The organism is Pontibacter actiniarum, from assembly GCF_003585765.1.
Lineage (GTDB): Bacteria > Bacteroidota > Bacteroidia > Cytophagales > Hymenobacteraceae > Pontibacter > Pontibacter actiniarum.
Genome location: NZ_CP021235.1, coordinates 1,053,275 through 1,075,608, shown reverse-complemented (window position 1 = coordinate 1,075,608; position 22,334 = coordinate 1,053,275). Strand labels below are relative to the sequence as shown.

Genomic DNA, 22,334 nt, shown 5'->3' with positions numbered 1-22,334 from the left:
AATGGAGGATAACAAAAACAGACTTGCGTTCGGCAAGAAGAACTACGTCCTGATGCTGGTGGGGATCGCCCTGCTGGCAATTGGCTTTTTTATCATGACCCTGGACGATGAGCTCTATGGACTTGGTTTCCTGGGCATAACCCTGGGCCCGCTTGTAGTGTTGGCAGGATTTGCCGTTGAATTTTTCGCCATCATGGCCAAGGATAAATCAGAAGAGTAGATGAGTGTATGGCAGGCTATTATATTAGCCATTATTGAAGGTTTAACGGAGTTCTTACCGGTATCCTCTACCGGGCACATGATTATCGCCTCCAGCCTGATGGGCATCAACGAGCTCCCCATTACAAAGATTTTCGAGGTAAACATTCAGTTTGGGGCCATCCTGTCGGTGGTGGTGCTGTACTGGCGCCGCTTTATGCAGGGCATCGATTTTTACAAGAAGCTGCTGCTGGCCTTTATCCCCGCCATTGTGATAGGCTTCGCTCTGATGGACCTGATCGACGCCATGCTCGAAAGCGTAGCCGTGACTGCGGTGATGCTGATGGTGGGTGGTGTGGTTCTGCTTTTCGTGGATAAATGGTTCAGCAACGCCACCAGCGAAAAGGTGACCTATAAGAACGCCCTTGTAATTGGTTTCTTCCAGTGCATTGCCATGATACCGGGGGTGTCGCGCTCAGCAGCCTCTATTATCGGGGGCCTGTCGCAGGGTGTAAACAGGAAAGCCGCGGCCGAGTTCTCTTTCTTCCTGGCTGTGCCAACCATGCTGGCGGCAGCTACTTACAAGCTCATCAAAGACCTGCTAAAGCTGGAAATATCTGACCTCCTTAAATTTGATCTCGTAAAAATTCAGAACAGCTTTGAAGTACTTAACCAGGATGACCTGAAGCTGCTGCTGATTGGCAACATAGTGGCCTTTATCGTGGCAATGTTCGCTATCCGCTTCTTTATCAACTTCCTGACCAAGTACGGCTTCAAAATGTTTGGCTATTACAGAATTGCGCTGGGAATTACCCTGCTGGCCCTGCTGGCGCTCGGCGTAGACTTAACCGTATAACTATGCAATACGATTTTGCCGCTGGCGAAATACTACTTATAAACAAGCCACTCGACTGGACCTCCTTCGACGTGGTGAAGAAAGTTCGCAACACCATCCGCGTGAAGAAAGTAGGCCACGCCGGCACACTGGACCCCTTGGCCTCCGGGCTGCTTATACTTTGCACTGGCAAATTCACGAAGCGCATCGATGAAATTCAGGGGCAGGAGAAGGAATACACCGGGATTATACGCTTGGGGGAAGTCACCCCTTCCTACGACCGCGAAACCGAGGTAACCGAAACACGCGACATCACGCACCTGACAGCAGAGGACATCAAAGCCGCCGCCCATACCTTTGTGGGGGCGATTGAGCAGATTCCGCCTATCTACTCTGCGGTGCAGATAGATGGCAAACGCGCCTATGACCTCGCCCGCAAAGGCAAGGAGGTAGAGCTGAAGCCGCGTGCCGTTACCATACACGCCTTCGAAATCACCAGTATCAACGGCCCTGAAGTTGCCTTTAAGGTAGTATGCAGCAAAGGCACCTACATACGCAGCCTAGCGCATGACCTGGGCCAGAAGCTGGGCGTTGGCGGGCACCTTTCCAAGTTGGAGCGTACCCGCATCGGGGAGTATAAGCTGGAGGATGCACTCACCATTGAAGACATCGTGGCAATCAGGAAAAAGCAGCTGGAGGAAGCGGATGGAAGTAGTTCGTGATATAGCTGACTTTCCGCAGCTGAGCCATGCTGTGGTAACAAGCGGCACCTTTGACGGCGTGCACGTGGGCCACCAGAAGATTCTGCGCCGCGTAATAGAGCGCGCGCGCCAGAGTGATGGCCAAAGCGTGGTGATCACCTACTGGCCCCACCCCCGCCTTGTGCTGTTTCCGGAGGATAACAACCTGAAGCTGCTGTCTACCATAGAAGAGCGAATTGAGCAGCTGCGGAGCTTTGGCATAGATTACCTGCTGATTATCCCCTTCACCAAAGAGTTTTCCCGCACCTCGTCCCGCAGCTTTATTACCGACATACTGGTACGCGCCATTAACACCAAAGTGCTGGTTATTGGCTATGACCACCGCTTCGGCAAGAACCGGGAGGGCAGCTTTGAGCACCTGAAGGCCCGTTCGGCACAGTACGGCTTTGAGGTGGAGGAAATTCCGCGCCAGGATGTGGATGACATCGGCGTGAGCTCCACAAAAATCCGCCGGGCTCTGGAGAGCGGCGACATTGAGACGGCTAACCGTTACCTTGGACGCCACTACAGCATCACCTCCGAAGTGGAAGAAGGGAAAAAGCTGGGCCGCACCATTGGCTTCCCTACGGCCAACATGGCCATGCCTCCCGCACACAAGCTCATCCCCGGAAATGGGGTGTATGCCGTATGGGCAAAAGTTGGCGGAGAGCGGCACGCGGCAATGATGAACATTGGCCTCCGCCCTACAGTGGATGGCAAAGAGTTGACGCTGGAGGTGCACCTGCTGGATTTTACCGGTGACCTCTACGGTAAAACAATGACGGTCGAGTTTGTGGACCAGTTGCGCAAAGAGCGAAAGTTCGAGGGCCTCGAAGCCCTGCAGGCACAGTTGGTAAAAGACAGGCAAGCCACAGAGCAGGCCTTGGCCCACCACTAAAAAAAGCTCAGCTACTCTCCCGCAGGTAGCTGAGCTTTTGCTTTTATACCGCAGGGCAACCCTCTTTCAGCAGCCCCTTTACCCATATAGCCGTATAGCTTCCTTACTCCCTACAAGGGGAGCCCATACTTTCACAGGAATATTTAGCCTCAAGCACTGTAGATAGCCTGACCCTGAAAACTGCTTACCCAAACATGAAGGAGCTAATATTAGTCTATGATTTGCAGGATGAGCAAACGGTACAGACACAGCTGGTACCTTTGTTTAACGCCTCCACTGTAAAGCTAGAGCCTTTTTTCCCTAACCACTCCTACCAGTTTCCGGAGAGCACAGTTGTTACCTACCTGAGTGATGACGCCCTGGTAAAGCTGGTCTCCGTGCTGATGGGCCAAGGGTGTACCTTTAGCTTTCTCCCCCACCCCCACATGGCCGAGGCGACCCAAGGACTGGGCCTGGAGAGCGATTTGGCACAAGCCGTTGCCGCAGTTGAAGGAGCCACGAAAGCTGTCGGCTCCGACCTCCTTCTCTGCAACGGCCGCCCCGTGTTTAACAAAGTGGTTATAGGCAGCAGCCTGAGCTTAATGACGGGAAGCCTCTCCAAAAGCGGTGTTGCCTCACTGATGGAGAAGGTTGTGAGCACGTTTAGGCAGAGCAGCAGTATCATGCCCAGGCACTTCACCCTCACCTCGGATGAGAAGCCCCCTTTGCAGACGGCGGCGGTGGGCGTGGTGGCCGTTCTGCACGCAAAGAACTCCATTCTCGCCCGGACACTGTCAAAGCTCTCCTACACCAACGACGGAAGGCTGCATGTCCTGGTGCTGGCTCCGCGCAGTGTGCTGGAGCTGCTCCGCTTCTACGTTTCCTCTTTATTCGCCAGGAAAAACGCAAACCGCCTTCCCTCCTTCGTTGGCCACATTAAAGCCAAAGCCATCACGATAGATAGTCCCGCACCCCTGGACTACTCCCACGATAACGTGCTGATGAGCGCCCGAAGCATTGAGCTGGAGGTGTGCCCGAATGCTTTCAAGCTCATACCGACAAGGCCGTTGGAGGAAGAAAACCAGGCGGGCGAGCCTACAGAAATGTACCGGGTCGACAGGCTGCCGAAAGGCGAGGCATACTTGAAAGAGATAGTTGCCAAGCCACTTTCTTTCATCAGCCACGCCTCCACCGAAGAATTCCGGGACCTGTTCAACGTCCTTCGGCAGAATGCACAGGTGTCCAAGTCGTTTCTCACCCTCATGGTGCTCTCGACGCTGCTGGCGTCCCTTGGCTTGTTCTCTAACTCCTCACCGGTAATTATTGGAGCCATGATCCTGGCCCCGCTTATGGCCCCTATCATCTCCCTGTCGATGGGTGTGCTACGGCAGGATAAGAAACTGGTGCTCAACAGCGTAAAAACGATCGGCCTGGGGCTGCTGCTTAGCTACCTGGCCGCCGTCCTGCTGACCCTTATGTCGCCGCTGCACGCGATGAACCCGGAAATTGTGGGCAGAATTAAGCCTAACCTGCTTGATCTGGGCATTGCCCTGGTCTCCGGGGTTGCGGGTGCTTATGCCCACGCCCGGGAAGACGTTGCCAAAACGCTTGCCGGCGTGGCGATTGCTGTTGCCCTGGTCCCGCCGCTGGCGGTTTCGGGCATAGGTATAGGCTGGGGCGACTGGTCTGTCTTTACAGGAGCGCTGCTACTCTTCATCACCAACCTTACAGGCATTGTGCTGGCGGGCATTGTCACCTTTATGGTCCTCGGCTTCAGCCCCTTTCACCTTGCCCGCAAAGGCTTGCTTGTTTCGCTGCTGCTGGTGTTGCTGGTGAGCGTGCCGCTGTGGTTTGGCTTTTCCTCAATGCTGCGCGACAGGAGCATCGTAAACTCCCTGGAGGGCTACCATGTGGGAGACATTACCATCAAGGACGTAGCAGTACTGCAGGGCACCAAACCTGTAGTACTCAGTGTGAGGCTTTTGGCAGAGGAACCAGTATCTGCGCAGGACCTCGACTATATCAAAGAAGTAGTGCAGGCAAAGCTACACCAGGAAGTAGAACTCGAGGTCATTATCAGTCTGCGCCGCTAACGCACAGGCCTCCCTGTGGGCGCTGCTGCCGTTGTACGCTGGAGCCGCGGCAGCGCCTGTTGGTCTTGGTGTAGGCTACCGCTGAAACTGGCCTAACCTTTCCGCCGTTTCAACCGAAAAAGGGAAAGCCGTACTTTTATATGGCTATTTTTCTATCTAACTTACCTACAAGCATAAAAATGGCCCGTGGCCGGGAGTCTGCTCCGCCACCGGCACTATATCACTACCACAACACCGTACTATGATAAATAAAACTGTTAAAAATGCACAGGAAGCGCTACAGGGCGTACAGAGTGGCATGACCCTGATGCTGGGCGGCTTCGGACTGTGCGGCATCCCTGAGAACGCCATCCAGGAACTGCTTCGCCTGGGCGTGAAGGACCTTACCTGCATCTCGAATAACGCAGGTGTGGATGACTTTGGCATTGGCTTATTGCTACAGCAGCACCAGGTAAAGAAGATGATCTCGAGCTATGTGGGCGAGAACGCTGAGTTTGAGCGCCAGCTGCTCAGCGGGGAACTGGAAGTAGAGCTGATCCCGCAAGGGACGCTGGCAGAGCGCATCCGTGCCGGCGGCGCAGGTATACCGGCCTTCTTTACCCCTGCCGGCTACGGAACTGAGGTAGGCGAAGGCAAGGAAAGTCGCGAGTTCAACGGCAAAATGTACCTGATGGAAAGCTGGCTGAAAGCAGACTTCTCCTTCGTGAAGGCCTGGAAGGGCGACACGGCGGGTAACCTCATCTACAAAGGCACTGCCCGTAACTTTAACCCGATGATGGCTGCCGCAGGCAAAATTACCGTGGCCGAGGTAGAAGAACTGGTGCCTGCCGGAGAGCTGGACCCGAACATGATTCATACCCCGGGCATCTATGTGCAGCGCATCTTCCAGGGCGAGAAGTACGAGAAACGCATTGAGCAACGAACGGTAAGAACTGCTTAACCCAAACAACGAAACGATGGCTTTAGATAAACACGGCATAGCGAAACGCATCGCAAAAGAAGTAAAAAACGGCATGTATGTGAACCTGGGCATCGGCATTCCGACGCTGGTGGCCAACTACATTCCGGACGGCATTGAGGTGGTGCTGCAGTCGGAGAATGGCCTGCTGGGCATGGGCCCCTTCCCAACCGAGGAGCAGGTGGACGCCGACATGATCAACGCCGGCAAACAGACGATCACCACGCTTCCCGGCTCCTCTATCTTCAACTCTGCCGAGAGCTTTGGCATGATCCGCGGAGAGCACGTGGACCTGACGATTCTTGGCGCCATGGAAGTATCTGAGAACGGTGATATCGCAAACTGGAAGATACCGGGCAAAATGGTAAAAGGCATGGGCGGCGCCATGGACCTGGTTGCCTCGGCTAAGAATATCATCGTGGCCATGCAGCACACGGCCCGCGACGGTTCGTCAAAACTCCTTCCGGAGTGCACACTACCGATTACGGGGATTCACTGCGTAAAGAAGATCGTGACAGACCTGGCAGTGCTGGAGGTGGTAGAAGGCGGCTTTAAGCTGCTGGAGCGCGCCCCGGGAGTGTCTGTTGAAGATATAAAGGCGGCGACCGCGGGCAAGTTGCTTGTGGAGGGCGAGGTACCGGAGATAGAAGCCTAACCTACCCCCCTGACGCTGACCGGAAAAGCGCAGCCGTTTTGCCTGCGCTTTTTTGTTTCTTTTATCAGCTGTATCTTTGTACTATCTGGAGGTGCGGGTATATTATACCATTCCTATACTATCCTCTCGTATACAACATATAGCGTTTAAAAAACTACCCATAACTAATGAGTGAAGAAGAAGAAACTAGCTTTGAACATAGATTGCTGCTCCGCCAGCTGGAGCTGAAGGATTACAGGGAGGTGAAGGAGATTATGGAGATCGTTTACTCCAGCATTGACGGGGCCTGGACCCGCAAAGAGTTCTCTAACCTCCTCAAGAAATTCCCGGAAGGGCAGATTTGTATTGAGGACAATGGCAAAGTGGTTGCCGCTGCGCTGAGCCTTGTGATTGACTACGATGAGTATGGCGACAAGCATACTTATGACCAGATTATAGACAAGGGCTCCTTTAAAACCCACGACCCTGAAGGCGATACCTTGTACGGCATCGACGTATTTGTGCACCCGGAATACCGAAACCTGCGCCTGGGTCGCCGCCTCTACGATGCCCGCAAGGAAATCTGCGAGAAGCTGAACCTGCGCGGCATTATTGCCGGCGGCCGCATACCTGGCTACAAAGACTACGCTAACAAGCTCACGCCAGCCAAATACATCGAAATGGTGCGCAACAAGGAGCTTTCTGACCCGGTGCTTTCATTTCAGCTAAGCAACGGCTTCCACGTGCGCCGCATTCTGAAAGGCTACCTGCCTGACGATAAGGATTCGAAGGCCTACGCGACGCTGCTGGAGTGGATCAACGTATACTTTGAAGAGAAGGAAAAGCTGATTGGCGGCAAGAAAACAGTGGTTCGCATTGGCATTGTGCAGTGGCAGATGCGCGCCGTAAAGGACCTGGACGACTTTATGCAGCAGGTGGAGTTCTTCGTAGACACCGTCAGCTCTTACAAATCCGACATCGTGATGTTCCCGGAGTTCTTCAACGCACCGCTGATGGCGCTCACCAACGAGGAGTCTCCTTCTGAAGCCATCCGAAGTATGGCCGAATACACCGAGGAGATTCGCGAACGCATGGTGCAGCTGGCCCTGTCCTACAACATTAACATTATTGCGGGCAGCATGCCGGAGTATTACGACAACAAACTGTACAACGTAAGCTACCTCTGCCGCCGCGACGGCACCTACGATGCGCAGTACAAACTGCATGTAACGCCGGATGAGTCGCATTACTGGGGTATGCGCGGAGGCCACAAGCTTAAAATATTTGATACCGACATCGGCAAAATAGGCATCCTGATCTGCTATGACGTAGAGTTCCCGGAACTGGCACGTATGTTATCCGACATGGACATGAAGATACTCTTCGTTCCTTTCTGGACGGACACAAAGAACGCGTACCTGCGTGTGCGACTCTGCTCCCAGGCCCGCGCCATCGAGAATGAGTGCTACGTCGCCATAACCGGTAGCGTAGGCAACCTGCCGCGGGTAGAGAATATGGACATTCAGTACTCGCAGTCAGCCGTCTTCTCCCCTTCTGACTTCGCCTTCCCGCACGACGCGGTGATTGCCGAAGCCACCCCAAACACGGAGATGACACTGATAGCCGACCTGGACCTGGACCTGCTCAAGGACCTGAACACCGCAGGTAGTGTACGCAACCTGAAGGATCGCCGAAAAGACCTCTACAACCTGAGCTGGGTGACGAGGAAGGATGAGTAAGTTAACAGTCTATTTCTAAAGAACAAGGCCGCTGCTATACTATAGCAGCGGCCTTGTTCTTTAGAGAAGATAAATTTAGCTCGATTAAATGAGCTTGTTCCTTCGCCTGCGTTCTAAGTTAACAGCGACAATGACTCCAATAACAAAAGCAATGCCCCCACCAACAGCTAAGTATTTTATCAAATTAGGGCCTGTTGGTCTTAGGCGGGGAGTAAAGCTGTTTACAATTTGTATGTTATTAAGTAGATCTAGCTCAGCTTCTAGTTCAGCCTGTTGCTCATACATTTCTAACCCCTCTCTATAAAGATTTGTAGGATCGATTGGCTGACCATACACAAACCCGTTTACAGGCCCAGTAGGCGAAACTACAGTGGTCTTTATACTATCTATAGAAGCAATAGACTCTTTCAATTTGGCAATCTTTCCTTCAATTTCCCGTTGTCTAACATTTTTCTTGCTAGCAAAGTATGGATTATTCTCAAGGTAGGTTACAAGCGCTGGCCCTACAACCTTAAAAAGCTCGTTACTGTACATGGACACCTGAACCTCAAACGGTGAGCCAATCAAGACACTATCTTCTGCAATTCTCTCCTGGTCTAAGTTAAAGAATTCTAGCTCTTTAATTTGCATGGCAGCATCAACCGTAATATCAAGTTCCCTGGCCACTGCTTCATTATTATCCTCCTCAACCATTACAGAAAGCCTTTTAAATTGGTTCTCGACAAACTGGTTTCGGATCTCAGCTAAAACCAACGTCATGGAAGAAGTGTAGTAAGGTTTAGCTGTTTTGTAAATAGAGTAGCCAATCCCAATACCAACCAATACAAACAGAACAAGCAGCAAAGCCCTCCTAATCATCACCCTTAGCACAAACTTTACATTCTTTGAAAACGCTTTGAAGCCTCTACTGATTCTATCAAGTACCAACCTAAGGTCTACCTCATCATGCGAATAAGACCATTCTTCTTTTAGTTTGTTCTGCATTACAACATTAATATATAATATAAATACCTATAGTTAAATCCATAAAAGTAGAGGCGACTGAAGAAGGTGAGCAGCTGTGCTAGTCAAGGAATCTCAAAGTGATGACCGTCAAACCCACTCTACAGATGAATAAAGCAGCAGTAACTTGTTCCTCCATGTTTTGAAGATTAAGGACAAATGTAGTTAGAATCTATTTTTAAATTTATCAAAATGAGGAGTAAAATATTACCTTTGCCGCAGATGACAAGTTTAAGAATCGAGTAACTGCGTCCCCGCTTTGAGACTACATAAGTTCCTGCCTAAAGCACTTCTAAAATACCCATATCGACGACAATAATTTCGTTTCAGTAACACAAAAAAGTTGAAGCTAGCTTGCTGCAAAAAGATTTATATAGTTCTGTTATTCTTAGGAGAATGTTTGAGGTCGCGAGAAAATAAAGCAATGTTGTAACAGTTTGGATAGACACAATTGACATTAATCAATTAGCTTTGTTGATTGTACCCAACTGCAGTGAAGAAGACTTGTGTACGCAACGAATCAAGTACTGCCCGTGTGAGAACTGAAGTCATAAAAGATTAACAGGAATATTAGTTGAGCTTTCTTAGAAACATACTTAATAAGATCAGCACTTTTGCTACAAGTGAATACAGGCCTTTGCTTGAAAACTTCTTTTCTCTTGGATTGATTCAAGGAGCCAATTTTTTATTGTCTATCATTACATTCCCATACATAGTGCGAGTTATAGGAGTAGAACGGTTTGGCATTATCACTCTTTTGCAGACCATTATGCTTTACTTTGTTGTGCTAACAGACTATGGATTCAATTTATCTGCGACCAAGGACATCTCAGTCAACAGAAAGAACATAACCAGAGTCTCCAACATCTTTTCTGAGGTGATCGCTACTAAATTTGTTCTATTGCTCCTATCCTTTTTAATTCTTTCCAGTTCTTTTCTACTATTCCCAAGCTTTAAAGAATATTGGTTGCTAACACTGTTCAGCTTTACTATTGTTTTAGGGCAGCTTCTACAGCCTACTTGGTTTTATCAAGGAATAGAGCAGATGAAGTATATCACCTACATTAACATCCTAAACAGAGCTTTATACGCGTCTGGAATTTTTGTTTTTATAAGTGAGCCACAGGATTACCTTTATATAAACCTAATAAATGGAGTAAGCTTAGTTGTTGGAGGTGTAATAAGCTTAATTATCGTTTTCAGAAAATTTGGTCTGCAGTTCTCTTTCCCTTCGCTTACTCGAATTAGAAGACAGCTGGTAGATGCTTGGAGTATCTTTTTTGCAACTATCATTATTTCTGTTTCTAATAACACCAACATTGTTATTCTGGGTATTTTCGCCAGTCCGCTTATTATAGGATACTATAGTATTGCAGAAAAGGTATTTCAGATTATGCGAACTTTCGCCGCAATCTTATATCAGGTAGTTTATCCTAGAGTATGTATTCTTGCTCAGGAGTCATTTGAGGCGTTGGCTAATTTCCTGCACAAATTATTAAAAGCCATAATGCTGGTGTTCATACCACTGTCTCTAATAGTCTTTGCCTTTGCAGATCATATTGTACTATTTATAGCCGGAAAGTATATAAGTGAAGCGGCTTTAGTTCTAAGAATTATTTGCTTTGGACCATTTATGGCTGCTTTGAATATTCCAGCTAGTCAAACAATGCTAGCATACAAGCTTAACAATTTATATACTGTAGTACTATCAATTGGAGCCGTCATCAACGTGGCGTTAAACTTCACCTTAACATACCATTTTAAAGCCGTGGGTACAGCCTCTAGCATTATGATAACGGAAACTATAAGCACAGGCCTTTTGTATTATGCTCTACATAGAAAGCACCCTCACTACACTTTCTTTCTAAATAAGGCTCCTATGAAAGGAGCAAAGTTATAAGCCACAAAACGTGTACCCTGAACGTAGAAACAAATCATAAATAAATATTCCATGATATCAAATATCGCTGGCGTTGTTGTCCTTTATAACCCTGAAGCAGATGTGTTTGATAATATATCAACCTACTATAACAGCTTAGACAAGCTATATGTGGTTGATAACTCTGAGGTTCCATCAGAAAAGTTGTTGCTTAAATTAAAGAAAAGCTTTTCAAAAGTAGAGTATCATCATCTTGAAAATAACCAGGGTATAGCCAAAGCCTTAAATGTTGCTGCTTCAAGAGCGTTTGAGGAAGGATTTGACTGGCTACTTACAATGGACCAGGATAGCCAAGCCAGTGAAGGCATGGTACCTACACTATTGGAGGTATGTGCTAAAATTCCAAAAGAGAGAATAGGTATTATTGCACCCAAATATATTCTTGAAACAGACTCTTCAGAGCTAGACCAGAACAATATACAAGAAGTTGATGTAGTTATCACTTCTGGCAATTTACTAAACATGTGTGCTTTTAAAGAAGTAGGGCCTTTCCGAGAAGACTTCTTTATTGACTATGTCGACCATGAGTATTGCTTACGCCTCAAATTGAGCAATTACAAAGTAATAAAGAATAACAAAGTTATCCTTTATCATAAGCTTGGTGAATCTAAAAGTCACTCCTTTTTGGGTTATCAAGTAAATGCTTCCCATCACAACTTTTTAAGAAGGTATTATATAACACGAAACCGTTTAGCTGTATTAAAAGAGTTTAAGTCACGATTTCCTCAGTATTATAGGAATGAAAGTACTAACAATATCAGAGAGCTTGTTAAGATTATCCTTTTCGAAAAAAACAAGGTAAGTAAAGTTAAAAGTGTTGTTCAAGGATACAAGGACTTTTATAGCAACAAGTTTGGGAAGTACAATGGTTAAAGCTACAGGAGAACCTCTGGTTTACATCATTTTGGTTAACTATAAAAATTGGCAGGATACGGCAGAGTGCCTTGAGAGTCTCTTTAAGCTGTCTTACCACAATTATAAAGTGGTGGTGGTAGACAATGATTCAAAGAATAATTCTGTTACATATTTAAAAAATTGGGCAGAAGGGCTGTTGTCGGTTTCGTATGATGAGCAATTCTATACATCAACCCCTATTTCTTCATCCCCTATCAGCAAACCAATTTCCTATATACATGCAGATTCTGAAAGTATACATACCCTAAATTCAATTGAGAAAAGGTTACTTCTGATAGAATCAAAGAAAAACCTTGGCTTCGCCGGAGGTAACAATTTAGGCTGCAAACTTGCACTTGCTCACAATGCCGACTACATCTGGCTCCTGAACAATGATACAGTTGTAGAGCAGGAATCTCTCACTCACATGGTAGCAAGGTTTGAGGTTTCAAAGTCTAAAAAGGAGCAGCTAGGCATGTTGGGTTCAAAATTATTGTATTACCATACCCCTAATCTCATTCAGGCGATTTTGGGAAGATATAAACCATTTACTGCTAGCACCGAACATATAGGATTAAACAAAGCCTCCTGTACCACATTTGATAATCTTAAAATAGAAGATGATGACTATGTAGTAGGAGCCTCCATGTTCGTCTCTGCGGAATTTGTCAAAGAAGTAGGCCTTATGTCTGAGGCTTACTTTTTGTATTTTGAAGAAATAGACTGGGTTAAAAGAGGCGCTGCAAAAAATTTTAAGATTGACATTTGCTTAAAAGCCAACATTTACCATAAAGAAGGGGCTGCAATTGGCGGAAGCACAAAAGAGAACAATAATAAGAGTGAATTATCAGACTTTTATAGCATCCGCAACAGGTTGATTATCACAAAGAAGTATTACCCTAGGTTCTTATATCCAGTCTACTTAAGCCTAATAGCTGTTGCTGCTAACAGGGTTCGAAGAAAGCAGTTCAGCAGAATACCTTTGATTCTGAAAGCTTTTAAATCTTTCAAAAAAAATACGCTTTGGAAAGCTCAGATAGACTAGCCTTGCCAGCCCTTAGGAGAAGGGTAGTAGTCTCCACTTATATAATAAAGCTACTAATCTTCGGGCTTTTATATAGTGGATTTATCACAAATTTTTTATCTGTAACACAAATAAACTCAGGAACATTACTAATAGATTTATTGGTAGTACTCTTGCTTTTACACTTATCGTTTAAACTTATAGCTGGCTACTATATAAAACTGAGAATCAATAAAGTATATTTTTACTTTCTGATATTCTGGCTACTGCTACTACTTCTTTCCACTATCAAACTTTTTTTAATAGATTCTACGCCAATAACAGAAGGGTTTCTAGGAGTACGTAATAACTTATTTTATATGGCTCCCTTATTGTATATTCCACTTTTTTTCAAAAGAACTTCTTCAGTTACTGATATACTAAAGCTATTTTTACATTTAGGGCTTTGTCTTACTGTCTTCTCTTTTGTACAGTTTTTCTTGTCCTCGAAGTTACCAGACTCATTACTAGTTCTTAGGGGGGAGTCCGTCTTTGGCTTCTATAACACAGATATAGTTCGACCAACAGCTCTCCTTGGAAATACGATAATTTATGCAAGCTTTACACTGGTCTTGTTTGCATTCTATCTTACTAGGTACCTCTACCATCGTAAAAGAACACACCTGTTCATTATCTTTATGATTGGTTTAGCTAACTTACTTACGTTTACTAGAGCCTCAATTGTAGGTTTAGTAATAGTAGTCCTTGTGTGTGTCTTCCTAAAGTATGCTAGACCCACGTTACTTTTTACAATCAAGATAGTGTGTATCATATTAACGCTATCAACCATAGTCTCTATAGGCTTTTACCTAAATAAGAACTCCTTCTTAGTTCAAAGGCTTACGGGCAAAGAAGCGAGCACCCAAGGATCTACAAACGAACACATTACCCAAATTAAAAACGCTGTGCTATATCTCAAAGAGCACCCTATAGCTGGCGCAGGTGTTGGTTCTCAGGGAGCCAGCGGAGACCCGTCAAAAAAAATCATAACTGATGGTTATTGGTTTCAGGTAATGCTTGAAAACGGGGTTCCGTTAGGGCTACTCTATGTTTTGTTCCATTTTATCTGCCCATTATTTGCGCTTACCTCATTTTATAGAACAGAAGACCTGCTATTGAAAAAGCTTTGTATGGCCTTTGTGGCTGTCAGTGCATATTTCTTTGCTGCCAGCTTCTTAAATTCTGGATTCGCAGGAAGAGCCAACTACATAAGTTATTGGCTTATTTTCGGTACTTTGATAGCACAATACATAATTGTAAAAAAGAGCCAAAATGCCACATCTCGTTATTGATGCTAGGATGATAAACGCATCTGGGATAGGTGTGTATCTTAAAAACCTCCTTCCTATTATCTCCAAGGAGTTCAAGTTGACTTTGCTTGGTGATGAGAAAGATTTAAAACTATACTGTAATTCACCAGGCACAAATGTAATAATAGCCTCAGCTCCAATTTACTCCATTAAGGAGCAGCTACAACTCGCAAGAAAAATACCAAAGTGTGACCTTTTCTGGTCTCCTCATTATAACATCCCACTATTACCTATAGCTGCGCGCAAACGTGTAACAACTATACATGATGTATATCACTTAGCCTACCAGCATACCCTTACGTTGCCACAAAAGGCGTATGCAAATTTTTTCATTCGAGCTGCTGTTAAACTTTCTAATAAACTTATCACAGTCTCTGAGTTCTCTAAAAGTGAGATTGTCAGATACACTCAAGCCAGCAGCGAATCAATTTTTACAATCCATAATGGAGTAGACACTGAAAAGTTTTCAGAAAAACGCCAGATCAGCCATAAACTGTTGAACAAGCAAGCTTCCAAATATATTTTATATGTAGGCAACGTTAAGCCTCATAAGAACTTGGTAACGCTACTAAAAGCATACTCGCAAATACAACAATATGACGTTAGCTGTAAATTATTAATTGTTGGTAAAAAAGAAGGGTTTATCACATCTGATAACCAAATTGCTACGTTGTTGAAGCAAAATACCATTCTCAACGAGGGTGTAGTCTTCACAGGCTTTGTTGAAGAGGATCTTTTACCACAACTTTATCAAAATGCCGTTGCTCTGGTTGTCCCCTCCGTTTACGAAGGGTTTGGCCTCCCTTCTTTAGAAGCAATGGCCAGCGGTTGCCCTGTGATTGCGTCGACAGCTGCCAGTATACCCGAAATATGTGGGGATGCTGCTATGTATTTTGACCCACTAGACCATGAATCTCTCGCCGATAGACTTAAATGTGTTCTTACTTCAATAGCCGAGAGAGAAATATTGGTTACAAAAGGTTACAGTAGAATTAAATCTTATTCTTGGCAAAAATCAGCAGAGAAACACACTGCTACTTTTAAACAAGTTTTAGAGGCAAACTTATAGGTTGTTTTAAAGCAAACACAGATGTTAATCACAAAGAAGGGATACAAACTAAGTAATAGTCAGCTTCTAGATTTTGGTATAATCGGGTTCATCTTGACTATGCCTTTTAAAATACAAATAAATTCTTTGTTCCTTATAATTTCTGCATTATTATGGATTGTTAGCGGTCGTGCATTATCTGACCTTAAGTCATTGCTGAAATTCAAGTTGTATCAATTATACATCCTCTTATACTCCTTGTACATAGTTGGCCTCTTGTATAGTACAAATATGCAAGCTGCATTTTCGGAATTAGAATTGAAGGTTTCGTTGCTGTTACTTCCCCCAATCCTTCACAGTCTGTTTTCACAAGGCCGTGCTAAAAATCGCTATTTATTTATTTTTGTACTTGCCTGTTTTATTGCCGCAGTAAGCAGTCTTTTCATGATCTTTTACAAAATCTATTTTTTGGACATGTACAGACAACCTAATCAGCCACTTCAGATTGATTGGGTATATTTTTCTTTCCATTTACCCAAGCAAATCAACTTTCATGCCCCCTACTTCAGCATGTATGTTATGCTTAGTATATTCATTCTTGCCCATTGGATTCTTAAAGAGGTAAATAATGGCCAAACTTGGAAAATCCTCTTAGGGTTGGTTACAATTTTCTTCTTTTTTACTTTCAACGTTCTTTTATCTTCCCGTACTGCACTCGTATCAGGCACCATTATTTTGCTTATCGGAAGCATTGCTTACTTCTTTTCAAAAAAGAGATACAGCCAAGCTGGCTTAGTATTGAGTTTGTCTTCTATTTTGATTTGTTCACTGTACTTCAACACACCATATTTGAGAAGGAAACTGGAAGGAGGAACTGGTATAACACAGCGGCAACAGCTTTGGCGTGCTGGATTTGAATTGATAAAAGACACCCCTTTTATAGGTGTAGGACCTGGTGATACAAAAGATCGGCTTGCTGTACAGTACAGTAGAATGGGGCTCAGTAGTGAAGCAAAGAACCGGCTAGATCCTCACAACCAGTACATTCAAATGTTTCTCGCATTAGGCGTTATGGGTATTTTAGTGTATACAGTATGTCTGCTTTACCTTCTCTTTACTTCGCTAAGAAATAGTTCTTATCTGCTCACTGCCTTTGTTTTGCTCTACATTCTTTGTGGTACAACAGAAAGTGTTTTTAATTCGCAAAAAGGAGTAGTTCTATTTGCATTCATTGCGGGCGTTCTTGCATTCAGAGAACGCGAAGTACAGTTTGAAAGCTCCTTTTCTTGAAAACGGCTCCCGTCCTCCTTTTAATTTTACACCTTTAGTAGTTCTCTCACTTAACGTTGATGCAAAAAGCACCTTTCAAAATCGCCATAGTACACGAGTGGTTTGTAGAATACGCTGGGTCCGAGCGCGTAGTAGAGCAACTACTACAGGTATATCCAGGAGCTGACCTTTTCTCTGTGATCGATTTTATGCCTGACCACCTACGTAACCACATTCTCCATAAAAAGGCAACTACTACCTTTATTCAGAAGCTACCATTCGCGCGGAAGCACTACAGAAACTACCTAGCCCTAATGCCTTTAGCTATAGAACAGTTGGATGTTTCAGCTTATGATGTAGTAATATCAAGCAGCCATGCAGTGGCGAAAGGTGTAATCACTCATGCTGGGCAGGTACATATCTGCTATTGCCACTCCCCTATTCGTTATGCCTGGGATTTGTATCACCAGTACCTGCGGGAGTCAGGATTAGCAAAAGGACTAAAAGGTTTCATAGCAAAGTCTATGTTGCACTATGTAAGGATGTGGGACTATACCACTGCCAACAGACCTGATCATTATATTGCTAACTCGGGCTACATTGCACGTCGTATAAAAAAGGTCTATAATCGAGAGGCCAGTGTCATTTACCCGCCAGTTGATGTTGAGAACTTCTCTGTGTCTACAAAAAAAGAAGACTTTTACCTTACAGCTTCCAGACTAGTACCTTATAAAAAGGTGGACTTGATTGTCGAGGCTTTTGCAAAGCAGCCTGATAAAAAGCTAATTATAATTGGTGATGGCCCGGACGCAAAAAAGATTAAGTCCAAAATTACTAACAACATTGAATTTATGGGATATCAACCTTTTGAGGTACTGAAAGATCATATGCAGCGTGCCCGCGCCTTTGTTTTTGCTGCAGAAGAGGACTTTGGTATTATTCCCGTAGAGGCTCAGGCCTGTGGCACACCAGTGATTGCTTTCGGTAAAGGAGGCGCATGCGAGACAGTAGTAGAAGGGGTTACAGGAGTTCTGTATCGGGAACAGCACGTGACGTCACTTATAAATGCCATAATAGAGTTCGAGTCTCGCCTCCCAGAGTTTTCACCATCAGTTATTAGGCAACATGCAGAAAGGTTCAGTTCAGCTACTTTCAAAGCTAATATAAAAGCATTTGTAGAAGAGCATGCATCTTAGCGCAAGAGCCACCGATACACCTTTAGTGGTTAGCACTATCGCTATCTCAGATAAGCACCATCTGTCACAAAGTTTTAATCTACACCTTTTATAGAACCCTCCAAAGGAACTTGTTATCTTTGAGCCTGTCTTAAATGACAAAGCTTATGCCTGTCCGTTATTCAAAATATATAAAGCTGATCCACATCATAGGAGATGTTGCGGCAATCGCTATCTCCATAGGTGCCGCTTTTGCACTGGATTCCACAAAGGAGCAACCTTCTTACCTTATTTCATTACTATGTTCGCTACTAGGATGGTTTATTTGTACCGTCTTACTTGGCACATATCATATTTACCGTACCACGACCCGAATTCGGGTTGTGGTAACGGCATTAAAGGCACTACTTCTATACGTTGTTTTGCTTGAAGCAGGCCTTAATATTTCCGGCACCCAATTTATTGAAAGGCACACACTTGTTTACCATTACTGTGTCCTAGTCGGCCTCATCGTACTCTGGCGAATCTCAGTTACTACAGCGCTACGAATCTACAGGCGAGAAGGCTATAATCTTCGCAAGGTGATTATAGCAGGACATAATGAGATGGCTCAGGAGCTAAAGCACTTTTTTAAGGCACATCCTGAGTTTGGCTATAAGTTTCTAGGCTCTTTCCACAATAACACTGACACGAATGATCGTCAGTATATCGGAAAAATAAGTGACATAGAAGAATTTGTAAAGAAAAACGAAGTTGATGAAGTGTACTGCTGTCCATTTGACCTAACAAGAGAGGAAACTTCCTGGCTCATAAATTTCGCTGATAATAATTTGTTGCGCGTGAAGTTTTTGCCCGAGCCAGGAAGTTACACACACCAGCAGTTCAAAATTGATTTTTACGATATCTTACCTGTTTTGATAGTGCGAAGCATCCCGTTGGACGACGCGATAAATCAATTTTTCAAAAGATCATTCGACATCGTATTTTCTCTTACAATAATCACTCTGCTCCTTTCATGGCTATTGCCTGTGCTAGCACTTCTTATCAAGCTTAACTCAAAAGGGCCTGTGCTTTTTAAACAAGTACGTTCAGGTCTGGATAATAAGCCCTTCTACTGCTTTAAGCTGAGAACGATGTATGTAAACACGCGTTCCAATTCACAACTTGCAAAAAGAGGGGACTCCCGCATTACCCCCATTGGTGCGTTCCTGCGGAAGACGAGTCTGGACGAACTACCTCAGTTCTTTAATGTGCTTTTAGGCCAAATGTCCATTGTTGGCCCACGACCGCATATGCTAAAAGCTGATGAAGAATATGCAATGGTGGCAGAAAAGTATAAAGTGAGGCACTTCGTTAAACCCGGCATTACTGGTTTGTCACAGGTTAGAGGATACCGAGGTGACACAACAGAGACATATCAGGTACGGGGCCGTATAAGGTTAGATATTTTTTATCTAGAAAATTGGTCTTTCTATTTGGACCTGAAAATCATCTTCTATACCGTATATAACGTTATCAAAGGAGATAAACACGCCTTTTAGCCTAATCCGGCTAACTTAGCCGAACTCTGTTCGCCTCTCCCTCCCACCTTTGCTTCACTTTTAGTAACTTCGCGGGGAAACCTGCAAAAGCATGAGCAAAGAGAAACCATCTATACCGAAAGGAACCCGTGACTTTGGCCCGGCAGTCGTGGTCAAGCGCAACTATATTTTTGGCGTTATAAAGCGCACCTTCGAAAAGTTCGGCTACCTGCCGCTGGAAACACCGGCCATGGAGCAACTGTCGGTGCTGACAGGCAAGTATGGCGACGAGGGCGACCAGTTGATCTTCAAGATCCTGAACTCCGGCGACTTCCTTGCCAAAACAAAACCAGAGGACGTGGAGCAGGGGGCAAAGCACCTGACACGCAAGATATCAGAGAAAGCGCTGCGCTACGACCTCACCGTGCCCTTCGCACGCTTCGTGGTGATGAACCGCAACGAGATCAATTTCCCCTTCAAGCGGTACCAGATCCAGCCGGTATGGCGGGCAGACCGTCCGCAGAAAGGCCGCTACCGCGAGTTTTACCAGTGCGACGCCGATGTGGTAGGCACCAATTCGCTGCTTTGCGAGGCGGAAATCGTGCAGATGATAGATGAGGTCCTGACATCGTTGGAGCTGAAGGACTTCACAATAAAGATAAACCACCGTGGCGTACTGGCAGGCATAGCCGAGGCTATCGGTGAGAAGGGCCGTGAAGGAGACATTTGCGTTGCCATCGATAAACTGGATAAAATCGGCCAGGAGGGTGTGCGCAAAGAGCTCCTGGAGCGCGGCATTGCGGAGGAAGCCGTAAACAAGCTGGAGCCTCTGTACAACCTGTCGGGCTCAAACGAGGAAAAGCTGGAGCAGCTACAGTCGCTGCTGGGCAACACAGCCGAAGGGCAGCGCGGCCTGAACGACCTGCGGGACGTGTGGCAGTACCTCAGCCAGCTTGGCAGCGGTGCCCTCTCCACACAAAATCCATCCGGGCAACCGCGCCTGATGCTGGATGTAACCCTGGCCCGCGGCCTCTCCTACTACACCGGCTGCATTTTCGAGGTGAAGGTAAACAACGTGAGCATGGGCAGCATCAGCGGAGGAGGACGCTACGATAACCTGACCGGCATGTTCGGCATGCCAGGTGTGTCTGGTGTCGGCTTCTCGTTTGGCGTGGACCGTATCTATGACGTACTGGAAGAGCTGGGCCTGTTCCCGGGCAGCAGCCAGGTAGGCACGAAGGTGCTGATGGTTCAGTTCGATAAAGAGTCAGAGCTGTACTCCCTCCCGCTCCTGCAAAAGCTGCGCGATGCCGGTATAGCCTCAGAGCTTTACCCGGAGGCTGCCAAGCTGAAAAAGCAGATGAGTTACGCGGACCAGAAGAATATCCCGTTTGTGCTGCTCATCGGTTCAGAGGAAATAAAAAGCGGCAAGTTACAGCTGCGCGATATGAAGACAGGAGAGCAGCACGCACTGCATATCGACGAAATCATTGCCCAACTTAACTCCTAAACACCCACATGGCCCAGATACACTATATTTCCAGTGAATTCCTAAGCCTGGAAACGATTGAAAACATCCTGAAGCAAAACTATACGTTGGCGCTTTCGGAGGATGCTGAAAAGCGCATTTTACGGTGCCATGAGTACCTGCAGCAGAAAATCACCGGCACAGACCGCAGCATTTACGGCATCAACACCGGTTTCGGATCCCTCTGCGACAAAAAGATCTCCCCTGCCGACCTCGAGCAGCTGCAGCGTAACCTGGTAATGTCGCATGCCTGCGGAACAGGCGCCGAAGTGCCACAGGAGGTGGTAAAGCTTATGCTGCTGCTCAAGATACAGTCGCTGGCTTACGGGCACAGCGGGGTGCAGCTGCAAACGGTAAAGCGCCTGATAGACTTCTTTAACCGCGATATCTTCCCGGTGGTGTACCAGTTGGGTTCTCTGGGTGCCAGCGGCGACTTGGCCCCGCTGGCGCACCTAAGCCTGCCCCTCCTGGGCATGGGCGAAGTACACTACCAGGGGTACAAGCTGGCAAGCCAGCATGTGCTGGAAATGTTCAGCTGGGAGCCTATCGCCTTGAAAGCCAAAGAAGGGCTGGCCCTGCTGAACGGCACCCAGTTTATGAGCGCCTACGGTGTTTATACTTTGCTGATGGCCAAGCGCCTTTCCCGTCAGGCAGATGTTGTCGGTGCACTGTCGCTGGATGCGTTTGATGGCCGACTGGAGCCGTTTAACCAGCTTATCCACCAGGTGCGCCCACACAAGGGCCAGCTGCAGACGGCCGAAGCCGTGCGTCAAATTCTGGCCGGGAGCGCAATGGCCACCCGTGAGAAGGAGCACGTACAGGACCCTTACTCCTTCCGCTGCATGCCGCAGGTACATGGCGCTTCCAAGGATGCCCTGGCGTACGTGGAGCAGGTTTTCCTGACGGAGATCAACGCCGTGACCGACAACCCCAACATTTTCCCGGACGAAGACGAGATCATCTCAGGCGGTAACTTCCATGGGCAGCCCCTGGCGCTGGCGCTGGACTTCATGGCCATTGCCGTGGCAGAACTGGGGAGTATCTCAGAGCGCAGAACCTACCAGTTGATTTCCGGTCTTCGCGGTTTGCCTGCATTTCTGGTGGCCGAGCCGGGGCTTAACTCCGGCTATATGATCAGCCAGTACACCGCCGCCTCTGTCGTAAGCCAAAGCAAGCAGCTGTGCTCCCCTGCCTCCGTAGACTCTATCCCGTCCTCTAACAACCAGGAAGACCACGTAAGTATGGGCGCCAATGCGGCCACCAAGCTGTACCAGGTGGTGCACAACACGGAGCGGGTATTGGCAATAGAGCTGATGAACGCCGCACAGGCGATGGAATTCCGCCGCCCGATGCAAAGTTCGACACCGCTGGAGCAACTTATAGCGGACTACCGGACCGTGGTACCGTTTGTATCCACTGACAGGGTGCTGCATGATGACATCCAGCAGAGCATCGCCTTCCTTCGGGAACGTGCCTTTTAGTTTTACAGACTTCTAGCTCAAGTATAAAAGC

General features: G+C 46.5%; 19 protein-coding genes. 18 read left to right on the top strand and 1 reads right to left on the bottom strand.

Going from position 1 to position 22,334, the window contains the following annotated elements:
* Nucleotide 1: 1 nt before the first annotated feature.
* From CA264_RS04665 to CA264_RS04630, 8 genes are all read left to right on the top strand, one after another.
* The gene (locus CA264_RS04665) at nt 2-220 is read left to right on the top strand and encodes a DUF3098 domain-containing protein (RefSeq protein ID WP_025605021.1); all 219 of its coding nucleotides are present in this window, start codon (nt 2-4) and stop codon (nt 218-220) included.
* Complete coding sequence (locus CA264_RS04660) at nt 221-1,054, top strand: undecaprenyl-diphosphate phosphatase (RefSeq protein ID WP_025605019.1); 834 nt, start codon at nt 221-223, stop codon at nt 1,052-1,054.
* 2 nt (nt 1,055-1,056) lie between these two features.
* Nucleotides 1,057-1,755, top strand: a complete 699-nt coding sequence (truB, locus tag CA264_RS04655; RefSeq protein WP_025605017.1) for a tRNA pseudouridine(55) synthase TruB — start codon at nt 1,057-1,059, stop codon at nt 1,753-1,755.
* Nucleotides 1,739-2,671, top strand: a complete 933-nt coding sequence (locus tag CA264_RS04650) for a bifunctional riboflavin kinase/FAD synthetase (protein ID WP_025605016.1) — start codon at nt 1,739-1,741, stop codon at nt 2,669-2,671. Before truB ends, CA264_RS04650 begins: the two co-directional genes overlap by 17 nt.
* A 194-nt stretch (nt 2,672-2,865) precedes the next feature.
* Nucleotides 2,866-4,743, top strand: coding sequence for a TIGR00341 family protein (locus CA264_RS04645; RefSeq protein ID WP_025605014.1), 1,878 nt, complete (start codon nt 2,866-2,868; stop codon nt 4,741-4,743).
* A 241-nt stretch (nt 4,744-4,984) separates the two neighbouring features.
* Entirely contained in the window at nt 4,985-5,683 is a 699-nt protein-coding gene (locus CA264_RS04640; protein WP_025605013.1) for a CoA transferase subunit A, read from the top strand.
* A gap of 16 nt (nt 5,684-5,699) precedes the next feature.
* Complete coding sequence (locus tag CA264_RS04635; RefSeq protein ID WP_025605011.1) at nt 5,700-6,356, top strand: 3-oxoacid CoA-transferase subunit B; 657 nt, start codon at nt 5,700-5,702, stop codon at nt 6,354-6,356.
* A gap of 167 nt (nt 6,357-6,523) precedes the next feature.
* Nucleotides 6,524-8,074 carry a bifunctional GNAT family N-acetyltransferase/carbon-nitrogen hydrolase family protein gene (locus tag CA264_RS04630; RefSeq protein ID WP_025605010.1) on the top strand — a complete coding sequence of 517 codons (1,551 nt, stop codon included), beginning with the start codon at nt 6,524-6,526 and terminating at the stop codon, nt 8,072-8,074.
* Nucleotides 8,075-8,158: 84 nt separating this feature from the next.
* Here CA264_RS04630 and CA264_RS04625 read toward each other — a convergent pair whose 3' ends face one another.
* A complete protein-coding gene (locus tag CA264_RS04625; RefSeq protein ID WP_025605009.1) occupies nt 8,159-9,058 on the bottom strand; it encodes a hypothetical protein in 900 nt (299 codons plus the stop codon).
* Between the two features lie 592 nt (nt 9,059-9,650).
* Between CA264_RS04625 and CA264_RS04620 the strand changes: the two genes are divergently transcribed.
* The 10 genes from CA264_RS04620 (at nt 9,651) to hutH (ending at nt 22,303) form a co-directional block, all read left to right on the top strand.
* Nucleotides 9,651-10,976, top strand: coding sequence for a flippase (locus CA264_RS04620; protein ID WP_025605007.1), 1,326 nt, complete (start codon nt 9,651-9,653; stop codon nt 10,974-10,976).
* A 51-nt stretch (nt 10,977-11,027) separates the two neighbouring features.
* Nucleotides 11,028-11,888, top strand: coding sequence for a glycosyltransferase family 2 protein (locus tag CA264_RS04615; protein ID WP_036775471.1), 861 nt, complete (start codon nt 11,028-11,030; stop codon nt 11,886-11,888).
* Nucleotides 11,881-12,954: a glycosyltransferase family 2 protein gene (locus CA264_RS04610; RefSeq protein WP_025605004.1), complete on the top strand. Its 1,074-nt coding sequence runs from the start codon at nt 11,881-11,883 to the stop codon at nt 12,952-12,954. Before CA264_RS04615 ends, CA264_RS04610 begins: the two co-directional genes overlap by 8 nt.
* Nucleotides 12,955-13,292: 338 nt before the next feature.
* Complete coding sequence (locus CA264_RS21770; protein WP_157593642.1) at nt 13,293-14,264, top strand: O-antigen ligase family protein; 972 nt, start codon at nt 13,293-13,295, stop codon at nt 14,262-14,264.
* On the top strand, nt 14,245-15,351 hold the full coding sequence (locus CA264_RS04600) for a glycosyltransferase family 4 protein (RefSeq protein WP_025605000.1): 1,107 nt from the start codon (nt 14,245-14,247) through the stop codon (nt 15,349-15,351). The genes CA264_RS21770 and CA264_RS04600 overlap by 20 nt, the downstream gene beginning before the upstream one ends.
* 270 nt (nt 15,352-15,621) lie before the next feature.
* Nucleotides 15,622-16,620, top strand: coding sequence for an O-antigen ligase family protein (locus tag CA264_RS04595; protein WP_162912056.1), 999 nt, complete (start codon nt 15,622-15,624; stop codon nt 16,618-16,620).
* 59 nt (nt 16,621-16,679) lie between these two features.
* The gene (locus CA264_RS04590; protein WP_025604997.1) at nt 16,680-17,795 is read left to right on the top strand and encodes a glycosyltransferase family 4 protein; all 1,116 of its coding nucleotides are present in this window, start codon (nt 16,680-16,682) and stop codon (nt 17,793-17,795) included.
* 134 nt (nt 17,796-17,929) lie between these two features.
* A complete protein-coding gene (locus CA264_RS04585; RefSeq protein WP_237151173.1) occupies nt 17,930-19,315 on the top strand; it encodes an undecaprenyl-phosphate glucose phosphotransferase in 1,386 nt (461 codons plus the stop codon).
* Nucleotides 19,316-19,406: 91 nt separating this feature from the next.
* On the top strand, nt 19,407-20,804 hold the full coding sequence (gene hisS, locus CA264_RS04580) for a histidine--tRNA ligase (protein WP_025604995.1): 1,398 nt from the start codon (nt 19,407-19,409) through the stop codon (nt 20,802-20,804).
* Between the two features lie 8 nt (nt 20,805-20,812).
* Nucleotides 20,813-22,303 carry a histidine ammonia-lyase gene (gene hutH / locus CA264_RS04575; RefSeq protein ID WP_025604993.1) on the top strand — a complete coding sequence of 497 codons (1,491 nt, stop codon included), beginning with the start codon at nt 20,813-20,815 and terminating at the stop codon, nt 22,301-22,303.
* Nucleotides 22,304-22,334: the final 31 nt, after the last annotated feature.